15 protein-coding genes are annotated in these 13,519 nt (G+C 51.7%); 10 read left to right on the top strand and 5 right to left on the bottom strand.

From position 1 onward, the window contains the following. Positions 1–20 precede the first annotated feature (20 nt). On the top strand, positions 21–872 hold the full coding sequence (locus NYR02_RS01250) for a 23S rRNA (adenine(2030)-N(6))-methyltransferase RlmJ (RefSeq protein WP_260974585.1): 852 nt from the start codon (positions 21–23) through the stop codon (positions 870–872). Positions 873–904: 32 nt separating this feature from the next. Here NYR02_RS01250 and NYR02_RS01245 read toward each other — a convergent pair whose 3' ends face one another. Then, positions 905–2,548 carry an AMP-binding protein gene (locus NYR02_RS01245; RefSeq protein ID WP_260974584.1) on the bottom strand — a complete coding sequence of 548 codons (1,644 nt, stop codon included), beginning with the start codon at positions 2,546–2,548 and terminating at the stop codon, positions 905–907. A 458-nt stretch (positions 2,549–3,006) separates the two neighbouring features. On the opposite strand from NYR02_RS01245, the gene NYR02_RS01240 reads away from it, so the two are divergent. Then, positions 3,007–4,125 (top strand): putative solute-binding protein, encoded by a 1,119-nt coding sequence (locus tag NYR02_RS01240; RefSeq protein WP_260974583.1) that lies wholly within the window; start codon positions 3,007–3,009, stop codon positions 4,123–4,125. A gap of 13 nt (positions 4,126–4,138) precedes the next feature. On the opposite strand, the gene nhaR is transcribed toward NYR02_RS01240, so the two are convergent. Then, positions 4,139–5,044, bottom strand: a complete 906-nt coding sequence (gene nhaR, locus NYR02_RS01235) for a transcriptional activator NhaR (RefSeq protein ID WP_260974582.1) — start codon at positions 5,042–5,044, stop codon at positions 4,139–4,141. Positions 5,045–5,147: 103 nt separating this feature from the next. On the opposite strand from nhaR, the gene NYR02_RS01230 reads away from it, so the two are divergent. The 4 genes from NYR02_RS01230 to NYR02_RS01215 all read left to right on the top strand — a co-directional run bounded on the left by NYR02_RS01230 (position 5,148) and on the right by NYR02_RS01215 (position 7,377). Continuing rightward, positions 5,148–5,864 carry a Bax inhibitor-1/YccA family protein gene (locus NYR02_RS01230; protein WP_230332094.1) on the top strand — a complete coding sequence of 239 codons (717 nt, stop codon included), beginning with the start codon at positions 5,148–5,150 and terminating at the stop codon, positions 5,862–5,864. Positions 5,865–6,008: 144 nt separating this feature from the next. Then, positions 6,009–6,323, top strand: a complete 315-nt coding sequence (locus NYR02_RS01225; RefSeq protein WP_260974581.1) for a hypothetical protein — start codon at positions 6,009–6,011, stop codon at positions 6,321–6,323. Between the two features lie 99 nt (positions 6,324–6,422). After that, positions 6,423–6,962, top strand: coding sequence for a glutathione peroxidase (locus NYR02_RS01220; RefSeq protein ID WP_260974580.1), 540 nt, complete (start codon positions 6,423–6,425; stop codon positions 6,960–6,962). Between the two features lie 19 nt (positions 6,963–6,981). Beyond that, on the top strand, positions 6,982–7,377 hold the full coding sequence (locus NYR02_RS01215) for a GFA family protein (RefSeq protein WP_260974579.1): 396 nt from the start codon (positions 6,982–6,984) through the stop codon (positions 7,375–7,377). A 62-nt stretch (positions 7,378–7,439) separates the two neighbouring features. Here NYR02_RS01215 and NYR02_RS01210 read toward each other — a convergent pair whose 3' ends face one another. After that, complete coding sequence (locus NYR02_RS01210) at positions 7,440–8,516, bottom strand: alkene reductase (protein ID WP_260974578.1); 1,077 nt, start codon at positions 8,514–8,516, stop codon at positions 7,440–7,442. 327 nt (positions 8,517–8,843) lie between these two features. Here NYR02_RS01210 and NYR02_RS01205 point away from each other — a divergent pair, with 327 nt between their 5' ends. The 4 genes from NYR02_RS01205 to NYR02_RS01190 all read left to right on the top strand — a co-directional run bounded on the left by NYR02_RS01205 (position 8,844) and on the right by NYR02_RS01190 (position 11,588). Further along, the gene (locus tag NYR02_RS01205) at positions 8,844–9,767 is read left to right on the top strand and encodes an NAD(P)-dependent oxidoreductase (RefSeq protein ID WP_260974577.1); all 924 of its coding nucleotides are present in this window, start codon (positions 8,844–8,846) and stop codon (positions 9,765–9,767) included. A gap of 20 nt (positions 9,768–9,787) precedes the next feature. Next, positions 9,788–10,483 carry an LON peptidase substrate-binding domain-containing protein gene (locus tag NYR02_RS01200; RefSeq protein WP_260974576.1) on the top strand — a complete coding sequence of 232 codons (696 nt, stop codon included), beginning with the start codon at positions 9,788–9,790 and terminating at the stop codon, positions 10,481–10,483. A gap of 46 nt (positions 10,484–10,529) precedes the next feature. Then, positions 10,530–11,078: a rod shape-determining protein gene (locus NYR02_RS01195; protein WP_260974575.1), complete on the top strand. Its 549-nt coding sequence runs from the start codon at positions 10,530–10,532 to the stop codon at positions 11,076–11,078. A 108-nt stretch (positions 11,079–11,186) separates the two neighbouring features. Continuing rightward, complete coding sequence (locus tag NYR02_RS01190) at positions 11,187–11,588, top strand: hypothetical protein (RefSeq protein WP_260974574.1); 402 nt, start codon at positions 11,187–11,189, stop codon at positions 11,586–11,588. A 186-nt stretch (positions 11,589–11,774) separates the two neighbouring features. On the opposite strand, the gene NYR02_RS01185 is transcribed toward NYR02_RS01190, so the two are convergent. Together NYR02_RS01185 and NYR02_RS01180 are read right to left on the bottom strand one after the other, a co-directional pair. Next, entirely contained in the window at positions 11,775–11,993 is a 219-nt protein-coding gene (locus tag NYR02_RS01185) for a hypothetical protein (RefSeq protein WP_260974573.1), read from the bottom strand. A 442-nt stretch (positions 11,994–12,435) separates the two neighbouring features. Further along, a complete protein-coding gene (locus tag NYR02_RS01180) occupies positions 12,436–13,404 on the bottom strand; it encodes an integron integrase (RefSeq protein ID WP_260974572.1) in 969 nt (322 codons plus the stop codon). Positions 13,405–13,519: the final 115 nt, after the last annotated feature.

The following is a 13,519-nucleotide window of genomic DNA, read 5'->3' as shown; positions in this document are numbered from 1 at the left end:
CTGACCATTGCGGACATCTTATGCTGAGTTACCGCCACGCTTTTCATGCCGGCAATTTTGCCGATGTACTGAAACATCTGATTCAGGTTGAAATCCTGCAATACCTGCAGCAGAAAGAAAAACCTTTCGTCTATATCGACACTCACTCAGGTGCTGGTCTGTATTCACTGCAATCGGCGCAAGCCGAAAAAAATGCCGAGTTCGAAACCGGTATCGGCCGTCTGCAGGATTGTGACTGGCCGGAATTACAGGATTATCTGCAAGCGGTGGCTGACAGTCGTCCGGCTCATGACCAGAGTGGTCTGACGAGCGATCAGCTGTATCCGGGGTCGCCGCGTTTGGGTCAGTTATTTTTGCGTGAGCAGGACCGGGCGCAATTATTTGAATTGCATCCGCAGGATTTTCGCTTGCTGGACGAATTAATGGCGACCGATCGCCGGATTCGGGTTGAGCAGGGCGATGGTTTTAAAGGCCTTATTGCGGCTTTGCCGCCGCGTGAGCGTCGCGGCTTTGTCTTAATGGACCCACCGTATGAAATTAAAAGCGATTATGAGCTGGTCGTGGAAACACTGGCTAAGGCTCATCGCCGCTTTGCGACGGGAACTTATGCGCTTTGGTATCCGGTGGTTGAACGCAGCCGGATTAATAAACTGGAGCAGCAGCTTAAAGCGACAGGAATCGCCCGTATTCAGTTATTTGAGCTGGGTTTAAGTGCTGATACCGATGGCCGGGGAATGACGTCATCCGGCATGATTGTGATTAACCCGCCGTGGACTTTAAAGGCCAAAATGCAGAATCTGCTGCCGCGTCTCAGCCAGTTGCTGGCTGGCGAACAGGGCGTGTGGCGCTGTGAAGAGTTAGCGGGCGAATAACGCCCGCGTTTTGATGGTTATCAGTGGCGCTGTCAGTGGTGTTGCCATACCACCGGTTGGCTGTGCTCGCTCTGAATCAGGTCGTGGTATTTGCTCTCGATTAAGTGACGTTTAATTTTCAGCGTCGGCGTCAGCAAGCCATTTTCCACACTCCAGCTGTCATTAACGACCACCAGTGCATCCAGGCGCGCGTGGCTTTCCAGTTTTTTATTGATGTGCTCCAAGGTGTGTTTCAGGCTCTGACGCAAATGGCTTTCGTCGTGTACCTGAGCTTCCGGTGTCAGCACGACCAGAGCGATGGGTTGCTTAAGGTTGGAACCCGTTACGCAGATTTGTTCGATTAATGAATTTTCCATTAATAACGATTCAATCGGCACCGGAGCAACGTATTTACCTTTTGCCGTTTTGAAAATTTCTTTCAGGCGGCCGGTGATGCGCACATACCCATCGGCATCGACCGTGCCTTTATCGCCGGTGCGCAGGTAGCCATCAGCGGTAAAGGCCTCGGCGGTTTTTTCCGGCTCCAGATAATATTCGTTCATCACGCAGGGGCCTTTCAGCTGAATTTCACCGTCTTCAGCAATGCGCAGATCAACGCCATCATAGGGGTGGCCGATGCAACCGATTTTATCGCGACGGAAGGGATAACTCAGGGTTCCCAGTCCGTTATTTTCAGACATTCCCCAGCCTTCGCTGATATTAATGCCAATGCGTTCATACCAGTGCAGTGTCGCTGGGGAAATAGGTGCGGAGCCTGAACCAAACAGGCGTGCGCTGTCGAGTCCCAGTTGCTGGCGGATTTTTTTCGCCACAATGCCTTTCAGAATCGGAATACTGAGCAGGCGGTTGAGTTTTTTCGGTGGGATTTTAGCCAGTACACCCATCTGGAAACGTGTCCAGAGGCGCGGCACCGAGATAAATAAGGTTGGCGATACGGCTTTCAGATTTTCGGCAAAGGTATCGAGGGACTCAACAAAGGCAACACTGAAACCGTTGTACAGGCTGGCCCCTTCGACATACACACGCTCGGTAATATGAGCCAGTGGCAGGTAACTGAGCATGCGCTCCTGATTGCTCACTTTCAGAGCCTTGGCCAGAGCCTGACAGCTCCAGCCGTAAGCGCCAAAGGTGTTGACTACTCCTTTCGGATTACCGGTACTGCCGGAGGTATAAATGATGGTCATGGTGTCATCGGCAGCGGGAACCGGTGAGCTGGCCAGTGGTGGCTGTTGCAGCAGTTCCTGCCATTGGAAGCGTGCAGGAATATCGCCGTAAGGCATGGCGAAGCGGGTAATGTGGCTGTCGATGGCGGCACACTGGTGCTCGGTGTCGTCCAGCTTGCCAATAAATATAGCCTGACAGTTACTGTGCGTAAGAACGTAGCGGATGGTTTCCTGGCCGGCGGTAAAATAAATAGGTACAGAGACATGGTCCGCCATCATGATGGCCAGATCAGTAATAAACCATTCAGCACAGTTCTTCGACAGGATGGCGATGTGCGAGCCCTGTTCAAAGTTTTGGGCAATTAATGCGTTGGCGATTCTGCGTACCTGCTCGCCCACCTGGGCCCAGGTAAAATCATGAAAAACCCCATCGATCGGCTGACGCAGATACACGGCATCCGGTGTGGTTTTTTCCCAGTGATAAAGCATTTCCAGAGGTGTTTTGACTGACATGAGTGGGTCCTTGTTATTTTTATCGCTGAGGCTTCAGGCCGTTTATTACATTAATAACTAACTCATTTTTGTTCTGTTAAGAATGGTAAATTACTGAACACCCGGACACTGATGAATCATTCCTGTTTTTAATTCATTGCCCAGGTCGGGCATTGCTGTGTGCAGTTGTATCAGCAGGAGCTGGGTCGCCGCAACCGTCAGCGGGAGCAGTTAATGCGTGTGTTTATCGTATTTTGTCCTTTGTTGTCGTATCCGTAACGGTTATCTCCGGCAATAAAAAGGGTTATAAAGGCAGATTACGACATTGTTATCGTGGCATTGTTTTCATTTAATGCGTCGATGATAAAGACAATAAGGCCCGAAGGGATAACCTCTTTATTTGACGGTGTCCGTTACAGCCAACGCTAAAAAACAATAACAACAATCATAATCACCACAGAACTCAGCAGGATATTCGGATGATCAAAAGCCTATGGGTTGCCTGTCTGGCAACAGCATTACTTGGCGTGCACACGGTCAGTGCAGCAGAGTATGACAGTAAGCAGCTGGACAAGCTGGAAGCAACGGTCATGAGTCAGAATCTGCCGTTGGAAAAGCGCATCAGAGCGCTGAAAAAACTGTACGCCGATCAATTAGAAAACGGCAAAATCAATCGCAGTTTCTGCGTCTGGGATATGCTCGGCAAGGCCGGCCCGGTGTTTGCCGCGGTTGATGACCAAAAGTTCCGCTCAATGCATTACGGGCTCAATCTCACCCTCATCGCTTATCAGGACGAAGACAGTCTGATTAATGACCTGACTTCCGGACAGTGTGATGCGGCTTTGATCAGTGGCAGTCGTGCGCTCAGTTTTAACCGCTTTTCCGGAACGCTGGAAGCCCTGGGCGGTATTCCCGATGTGCAGCATCTGCAGATGCTGATGCAGGTGGTGGCCAGCCCCAAAATGGCCGGGCGTCTGCAAGAAGGCGATTATGTGGTGCTGGGGGTTGCGTCTCTGGGTGAGAACTACGCCTATTCCGGCAATCGCACGCTGCATAAATTCTCGCAGATGGCGGGTAAAGATCTGCTCGTGCCCGACACTGATGTATCACTGCAGGCGTTGGCGCAGCAGCTGAAAGCAAAGGCCCGTACGGGTGGTTTGCTGAGTAGTGTTGATCAGTTTGTCAGCGGTCAGGCGGAGGCGATGCTGGCACCGTTGGTGGCTTACCATGTGGCGGGGACGGGGAAAGCGAAGCCGGGCATGGGCATTCTGAATATGCCGCTTTCACAGTCCACGATTCAGCTGATTGGCCGTAGTGAGCGTTTTCCGGTCGGACTGGCGCAGATTCTGCGCGAAGATTTCCTGTTTAAGTTCGACAATTACGTAAGACGGGTTGAAAAAGAGCGCGCCAATATTGATGCCTCATTCTGGATTGATATTCCGGCCGACGAACAGGCCAGAGAGCAGGCGCACCTGAGGGACCTGCGCATCGCGCTGCGTGACAAAGGTGTGTACGACCCGTTGATGCTGAAATTACAACGTAAGATCCGTTGCAAAGTCGATCCGGCGCGTAACGAATGCAGGAACCCGGTCGAGTAATTCCGGGGCCTGCTCAGCTGGTCAGAAATCCATCCTTGGCGCGGTCGGTAATCAGCCTGACCGCGTTATGGCTGATGCGGCGTTCAGCCGAAATCGCATAAAACTCCTGCACCAGATCATTCACCTCGCCCACGCACTGCACCTGATATTTACGGCAGATTTCGTCGCGGATAACCGCTGGCGCAAAGAAAAAGCCATGACCCTCATGACCGAAAGCTTCCAGCAGGGCGGAATCGTCAAACTCGCCGGCAATCTGCATCGGTATGCTCAGCCGGTCAAGCCAGCTCAGCAACTCGGTACGCAGCCCGGACGCGGTGTCGGTCGGCAGTAGCAAAGGGGCATCGCGCAGGCATTCCGGAAACTCGCCGGGGTATTGCCGGTACAGGGCCGGTGCGGCAAAGCAGGCCAGGGTGCTGCGTCCGAGCAAATGGTTAAAGCAGCGGATATTCATACCGGAAGGAATCGGGCTGTCGGCCAGCACCAGGTCCAGACGATGCACTGCCAGTTCGCCTAACAGGGTTGGCATCTGCTCCTCATGGCAGACAATCCGCATACGCCCAGACAGACCCAGAGCCGGCACCAGCAGGCGATGCGCAATGGATTTGGGCAGGGCATCAACAATTCCCACACGAAACTCCAGCGGCCGCTCGGTCGCGCCCTGATGCATTACCTCCTGCAGTTCATCGCCGAGGCGGAACATCTCCCGTGTGTAATCCAGCGCCACCCGTCCGGCATCGGTCAGCTCCAGTCCTCGTCCGGCCTTGGCGAACAACGCATTGCCCAAGTCATCTTCCAGCAGGCGCATCTGTCCGCTGATGGTTTGCGGCGTTACATTCAGCCGTTTGGCTGCGGCAAGAACACTGCCTTCTGCCGCGACCGTATGAAAATAGAGCAGGTGCTTGTAATTGAGTCGTTTCATAGAATGTTCGTAAAAACCGATGCGTTGGCGTAAGATAATTCGAATATTATTTTGTATTCACGCTGCCTACAATGGCGGCATCTCTGACAAACAGGAGTTGGCAATGAATCGTCCCGATTATCTGAATATGAAGTCTGCATCCGCTGAGCCGGTGGTTGTTCCGGCTGAACAGAATCAGGCGTATGAAACGCAGGCCGTGGATGGCCGCAAAGTTCTGCGTAATACCTACATGCTGCTTTCCATGACACTGATCTTCAGTGCCGGTGTGGCTGGCATGTCGATGGCTTTTAACTGGCCACACCCGGGCATCATTCTGACGCTGGTGGGTTACTTTGGCTTGTTGTTCCTGGTGGAAAAAACCAAAAACAGCGCAATGGGTATTGTTTCGGTATTTGCCCTGACCGGTTTTATGGGTCTGACCCTGGGACCTATCGTCTCTATGTACGCCAAATTGCCGGGCGGCACCGATATGATCGCCATGGCACTGGGTACTACCGGCCTGATCTTCCTGACTATGTCTGGCTGGGTGCTGAGCACCGGTAAAGACCTGAGCGGTATGGGCAAAACCCTGATGGTGGGTATTCTGGTCGCCTTCGCTCTGTCTATCGGTAACCTGTTCCTGGGTCTGCCAATGATCTCTCTGGCGGTATCCGCCATGTTCATCATGCTGATGAGCGGTCTGATTGCTTACCAGACCAGTGCCATTATTCACGGTGGTGAGACGAACTACATCTCTGCGACCGTTACACTGTACGTTGCTATCTACAACCTGTTCCTGAGTCTGCTGCAGATTCTGGGTGTGATGGGTTCCGACGACTAACGATTTCTCTGTGCTCGAGAAGCTCGCCGCAGTGCTTATGCCTGCGGCTTTTTTTTGCCTGTTATTTATCCGCCAGTAATCGCCAACATCAGCAAACAGCGGGCGGCTGAGCGGTCTACACTTCTCTGATATCCGGAGAGGTTTATGCGCGTTTATTGGGACACTTTTTTCAGACGGTTATTGGCAATACTGACGGCAGGGCTATTGTTTCTGGTGCCAGCGGCGTATGCCGAATGTCTTGACCGTGACGCCAAGGCTGCCAGCGATGAAAAAGCCAAGGCTTACTTCAAAGTGGCAGAAATCTTTCATCCCGCCCGGGTGCTGAAAGTGCACCATCCGAGTCGCCGCAAAGAAGTGGCCAGCTACGTCAAAACCGGTGAAAAACACTACAGCATTTTTACCCTGATTGATGCCGACTGTAATGCCCGGTTTATCAAGCGCACCCGTCAGGGAGACTGACGGCAATTACCTGCAAGCATTGTTTCCATTTCTGGTCGTTGACCCTGTGGGGTTAATGCGTCAGCCTGTGGTCTGAAAAACCCACTGCGGAGATCAGGTATGAGCATTTACGATATTCAGGTTAAAAACATTCAGGGCGAGACTCAGGCGCTGAACGATTACCGTGGCAAAGTGCTGCTGCTGGTGAATGTGGCGTCCAAATGCGGTCTTACTCCGCAATACGCCGAGCTTGAAGCTTTGTACAAAGCCGAGGCCTCCAACGGGCTGGAAATTTTAGGCTTTCCCTGCAATCAGTTTCTGGGTCAGGAACCGGGCAACGAAGATGAAATTCAGCAGTTCTGCAGCCTCACCTACGATGTAACCTTTCCGCTGTTTGCCAAGCTCGAAGTCAACGGCAGCGGCCGTCATCCTCTGTATCAGCGCCTGATTGCAGCTCAGCCTGAGGCGGTTGCCGGTGGTGCATTAAAAGAAAAGCTGGGGGATAAAAACCTGCTGCCGGAAAACGACAGCGACATTATGTGGAACTTCGAGAAATTTCTGATCGGTAAAGACGGTACTGTGCTTGCCCGTTTCGCACCGGATCTGAAAGTAACGGATGCGGTTGTTGCCGATGCCATCAGCGCTGCGCTGAAGTCCTGAACGGGAGGGGAAGAAGAGTATGTTAAGCGGAAGTTGCCTGTGTAATGGCATTCAGTATGAAATCGATGGCGATCTTGGCCAGGCGATGATCTGTCACTGCGGCAAGTGTCGTAAATCCAACGGTTCCGCTTTTGCGGTTAATGCCGCTATTAAGGTGGATGAATTCCGTCTGCTCAAAGGGCAAGCGCTGGTCGGTGAGTTTGAATCCACGCCCGGTGTATTCCGGACCTTTTGCAAAAACTGCGGTTCACCGCTGTACAGTCGCCGACCGTCGATGCCGGATATTTACCGGCTGCGCATTGGCACGCTCGACACCGATGTGCAGGTTAAGCCTGTTGCGCATATTTTTATGGGCTCAAAAGCCTCATGGGATGGAGCGCACGACGATATTCCACAATACGACGAACGTCCCTGATCAGATCTCCGGAAATAAAAAAATCCTGCACCGGACGAAACCCGTGCAGGATTTTTTTATGATCAGGCCGTCATAAACGGATAATCGGTATAGCCTTCGGCACCTGGGGTGTAGAAGGTATTCTGATCCGGCGTGTTCAGCTCGGCACCGGTTTCTACACGTGTCGGTAAATCCGGATTCGCCAGGAAGCTGGTACCAAAGGCTACAGAATCGGCGGTTTTGGCGGCAATAACGGCAGCGGCTTCGGCGGCGTTGTAACCCATGTTCAGCATCAGGTGGCCCTGATAATGTTCACGCGCCACGCTCACTACATCGGCCTGCTGCACGCCAAAGAAATCGGCACGCATTAAATGCAGGTAAGCCAGATTAAAGCGGTTCAGATGCTTGGTCAGATATTCGGTCCAGGCCAGAGGATCGCTGTCACGCATATCGTTAAAGCTGTTCAGCGGTGACAAACGCAGACCCACGCGGCCACTGCCAATTTCGGCGGTAACGGCTTCCAGTACTTCGGTCAGAAAACGGGCTCGGTTTTCCAGCGAACCGCCGTACTCATCCGTGCGCTGGTTTGAGCCATCGCGCAGGAACTGGTCAATTAAATAGCCGTTGGCACCGTGAATTTCCACCCCATCAAAACCGGCGGCAATAGCGCTGGCGGCAGCGTTGCGGAAATCTTCAACAATGGCGGTAATTTCTGTGGTGGTCAGTGCGTGTGGCACGGTATATGGTTTTTTGCCTTCTGGCGTGTGTACTTCATCGTTAATGGCTATGGCGCTGGGTGCTACCGCTTCAGTACCGTTATTCAGCAGCGGATGCGCCGCGCGGCCTGCGTGCCAGATTTGCATAAAGATACGGCCACCGGCTTTATGTACGGCGTCGGTTGTCAGCTTCCAGCCTTCGATCTGCGCAGCAGAGTAAATGCCCGGGTCGTTACCAAAAGCCGACGTGTTCGGTGTGACCATGGTGCACTCGGTAATCAGCAGACCGGCACTGGCGCGCTGACTGTAGTATTCGGCCATCAGCTCATTAGGCTGGTGATCAACGGCGCGGCAGCGGGTAAGCGGCGCCATAATGAAACGGTTAGGCAGGGTAACATTGCCGACGGTCGTGGCGTTGAACAGAATCTGAGTGTCGGTGGACATAGTAACTCCGGTGGGTCGATGGGTATATGATTATCGCGATAACTATATGCGGGCAGGCTTACGGAATTCATCCTGTCATAACGCAACAGACTGTTGTTCTGGCTGGTGCAATGCCTTCTTTTGGTTAAAGCCACATATGAAAGCGACTACTTAACCGTCAGCGCTTAAATCATAGTGGAGCAGGCAGGGTGTATTAGCCAGCGATGTCTTTTACACCATACAATTAAGCGCTGCCTGGCCTTAGCTGACTGCATGCGCAGGTCTGAATACCCGCTGCATGCCGCGCTAAAGACGTGCCGATGCGCACAATACTCACGGGAAGATGTTATGAAAGCCGTATTGCTGGACGCCGATACCCTTGGCACTGATATCGATTTAAGCCCAATCCGCGATGCGGTGAGCGAGCTGCGTGTTCATGCCCGCACTCATCCGGAGCAGCTTAAAGAGCACCTGGCCGACGCCGATCTGATTCTCACCAATAAAGTATTGATTCCGGATTGGGCCATGCACGGTCGTAAGGGCATTCTGGTGTTGGCCACCGGCACTAATAATATTGATATGGCGGCTGCCCGGGCACTGGGTGTCCCTGTGCGCAACGTCAGCAACTACGGCACGCATTCCGTTGCGCAGCATACCTTGATGCTGATGCTGGCTTTAGCCGCGCGTTTGCCGTTGTATCAGCACGATGTGGCGGCCGGGGCGTGGCAGCACAGCCCGTTCTTTTGTTTGCTTAATCACCGCACGACCGAGCTGGCCGGTAAAACGCTGGTGATTGTGGGACAGGGGGCTCTGGGTAGTGCGGTGGCCAAACTGGCCGACGCTTTGGGTATGATCGTAAAATTCAGCGCCCGGCCCGGCGGTGACGATGACCGCCGTCCGGCATTTGCGGAACTGATAAAAGAAGCCGATGTGCTCAGTTTTCATTGCCCGCTGAATGAACATACTCAGCAGCTGCTCAACCGCGACAACATCGATCATCTTAAGCGTGGCTGCCTGGTTATTAACTGCGCGCGCGGCGGTATTATCGACGAGATGGCAGCGCTGTGGGCATTGCAGGCCGGACATCTGGGCGGGCTTGCCGTGGATGTGCTTCCGATTGAACCACCGCAGCAAGGGCATCCGCTGTTATCTGCACTTAAGCAGGGCAATCTGAATCTGATTGTTACCCCACATAACGCCTGGATCAGCCCGCAGGCGCGGCAGAATATTATTCACCTTACGGCGCAGAATATCGCCTCACTGATGGCGTAAAGTAAACCGAGGAATAGCCAATGACCGCAGACCATGCAACACCAGACGCAAGCGGCAGCACCACCGACATTTGTATTTTTCCGATACCCGGATGCGTTACCTTCCCCGGCACCGTGTTTCCGCTGCACGTATTTGAGCCACGTTATCGTGCGATGATCCAGCATTGTCTGGATACCGGCATGCCGGTAGCCATTTGCCATACCGAAAAAATGATCAGCCCCGGCAAACCGGCCGACAATCTGGAAGAAGCACTGAACAGCAACCAGGCAACCTATCGTCCGTACGATGTGGTCAGCGCCGGACGTTGCGAACTGGTCGAAATCAGCGACGACGGCCGCATGTACCTGAACGTTCATATTGAGCAACGTTACCACCTGGGTGAGGCTGTACAATTATTGCCCTATCAGATTTACCAGTGCGAAGCTTTCCCCGACCGTGAAGCTGAAGATGCCGAACAGGAAGACGCCGATAACGCGCAATTAAAAGATAAAATCCTGCACCGTTTATACGCGCTGGGGCAGGGCGATGAAGACGTACAGCGCAGTATTAATTATTTAATGGAATCACCGGAATGGCAGGCAAAAACCGCGCAGGCCTTCAGCTTTGAGCTGTTTGGTATGATTGCTTTCGATGCCGATATTCTGCAGGAAATTCTGGAAATGGATTCCGCCAACGAGCGCCTGAACTATACGCTGGCACTGCTGAACGACGTATAGCGGCCCGTTCTCTGTATACAAAATGACTGACGATTAAGGGAATAACATGCTGTCTGCTTTTATCCGCTCACTGCCATCAGGAACCTGCTATGCGCAATTATGGAGCGACCGTATCCGAATAAGCTGCACGCAATCAACCAGAGTTTTTGACGACCAGCCGTTATTGGCGATATGCACCGAAAACGGTAAAAAAATTGTGCTGGCCGTTGGGTGCAAAGCCGCGCAGTTGTATCAGCAAGAGCAATTAAAAGAACAGCGGAATGAACAACCCAATGAAAAGCCAGAGCCAGATTTAACACTGATCAACCCTCTGGATCATCCACGGTTGTTAATTGCCGATTTTGCTTATGCAGAACGGTTGCTGCGTTACGGCATTGCCAGTGCGTATGAAAAAAGTCTGCTACCGCGTTCACCTGTGCTGATTATTCAGCCGATGGAAAAAACAGAAGGCGGTATAACTGATATTGCGCGGCGCATGTACACCGAGCTTGGGTTGGGTGCCGGAGCACGTAAAGTGTATGTGCATGATGGAGCCCCGCTGGCTCATCCGGTGACGGCTGGCAGCAAAGAACTGGGCAATATCCTTCAGCGTTGAATTATTCAGAGGTGCTCTGAGTTTTTATTTTTAGTTTTGTCATTTATCTGTCATGTAATATTGGCAGCATCCGTTCCTCTGTAATTCTTACCCGGAAATGGATGTTCTGTGAAAAAACTTCTGATATTTGCTGCGCTTGTATTAGCTGGTTGTGGTGCTGATGATAAGTCTGAAGAGACTTCCATCGCCTGCAGCTCTTACAACATTCTTAATGCCACGAACTATGAGCTCAAACTTACCCTGAAAGAACGGGCAGAGACAGCTCCGCGGATATGGACTTTGCCTCAGGGAGACGATTACTGGTTTTTATACTGCCATGCGTCAGACCGCTGGAATGGCGGCCCATTACTGGATAAAAATGTGGAAAGTATTCAGGTTACAACCATTGGCTATGATCCTGAGCTGACGTATAGCATTCCGCTGGATGTTACCCGCTGGGTGGGCGAAAATTATCCGGAAGAATGGAAAGTTGAATATCGCTTTAACTTACTGGAGTCGTATTTAAGGTAGCTTTGCCCCTTGACGTTGGACTGTGGAATAAAAAAGCCTGAATCCGGTATCACTGGATTCAGGCTTTTGGGTTTTGGATCGGAATCTCTGGTCTGAAGTCTGGAGCTTAGCCGTTAGGGCTGTGAGCTAGGAGTATGGTTGCAGGAGTATCGGGCCTGCCGACGCTTAACTCCTGCGCAGATATTGCTAGCCTCTGATGGCGGCAATTTTCTCTTTTAATCTGGCGTGATCATGCTCAAAGCTGGCTTTTTTCTTTTGTTCTTTCTCAATCATCGCCGCAGGAACCCGGGATATAAAGCCATCGTTATTCAGTTTATTGGTGATGCGGTGAATTTCGTCTTCGAGGCGTTGAACCTCGGCGTTAAGGAGACTGATTTCCTCAGTACTTTCCATCAGATCGGTCATGGTGATATTACCTCCGTGTGCGGGCTGCGCGCTGGTTGGCAGCCACCGATTGCCTGCTTCTGCCGCAGTCTGGCGAGCAGGCTTTAAAATTGAAACTCTGCATCCAAGTGTAGCCGGTTTTCCGGGGTTTGCCGGATTTTCCAGAGAGCGGGAGTACGATCAGGTGTCCGTTTGGTGCAGGTTTAGAAGGCACTGAGCAGGGGAGGATGGCTGGTAAATCAGAACGACCGTTTAAAATATACCCATGTATATGATCAGTGATTTATCAGTTGAGAGCGGTAATAAAGTCCGATAGTCTAATGAAAAAGCAGGGATTGCTGAGCCTACCCGCTCGTCTGAGCAGCGGAACGGATGCTGATACTCCCTGAGAACGATATGCATAAATCAAATATTGCCAGTCCTGTTGTGGCGTGAACAAGGAAGGGCGGCAGCGTGCCTGAATTCAGAACGATGCAATGGCATCCAGAGGGCTTGCAGTGCCAGCAAAATGCTGACCAATTACATGGGTGTAAATCTGGGTTGTTTTTACATCAAAATGTCCCAGTAACTCCTGTACGGTGCGAATATCACGACCAGTACGAAGCAGCTCGGTAGCGAAACTGTGCCGGAAGGTGTGACAGGTAATGCGCTTATTGGTAAGTCCGGCTTTTATAACCGCCTTGCGAAGTGCTTTCCTAGGAACAGAATCATGCAAATGGTGTCGGCAAAGAGTGCCGGTGATTGGGTGATTGCATAAACCGGATGATGGAAACAAAAACATCCAGGCAGCTTGCCGATAAGCCGAAGGATACTTTTTGGCCAGTACTCCCGGAATAGAAGGGCCGATACCCTGTTGATTGTCAGACACCTGCAGCCGAAGTACGTTATAAATCTCTGCTTCAATGGCAGGGCGTAATAAGGGACTTAAAATGGTTACACGGTCTTTAGCGCCTTTGCCATCATGAACCGTTAATGTTCCATGAGAAAAATTAAAGTCTTTCACGCGTAAGCGCAGACATTCCGTAATACGAAGACCAGAACCAAACAAAAGAGAAAAAATCAGCTTATCGCGCCCTGAAAGATCGCGCAGAATTGCAGCAACCTCCTGTGTGCTAAGCACTTCAGGTAAACGCCTTGGCTTGGTTGCAAAGGTAAAATCCAGATCTCCTAATGGCTGTTGCAAAAACTGGTTGTATAAAAATGCCAGTGCATTGAGTGCGATTTTCTGCGTATTAATCGCGACGTTACGCTTTGCCGCAAGATAACTCAGGTAAGCCATGACATCATCGCCGCCCAGCGTCGCCGGATGTTTGAGACGATGAAAACGGATGAAGTCTTTGACCCAGTAAATGTAGGTATGCTCGGTACGGAGGCTCATTCCGCGCAGGCGCATAAACGTACGAACATTATTCAGGAAGGGGCTTTTACCCATATCAATACCTTACTCAAAATACTGTATATAAAAGGCTCTTCACCGTTCTTAGTGGAAGAAGCTCGTATTCAGATTTCCAAATCTCAGGTAAATCATTGCTTTATACCGATCTTTG

This window comes from Thalassolituus pacificus, from assembly GCF_025318105.1.
Taxonomy (GTDB): Bacteria; Pseudomonadota; Gammaproteobacteria; order Pseudomonadales; family Oceanobacteraceae; genus Venatoribacter; species Venatoribacter pacificus.
This window is presented reverse-complemented; position numbering and strand designations above follow the sequence as displayed.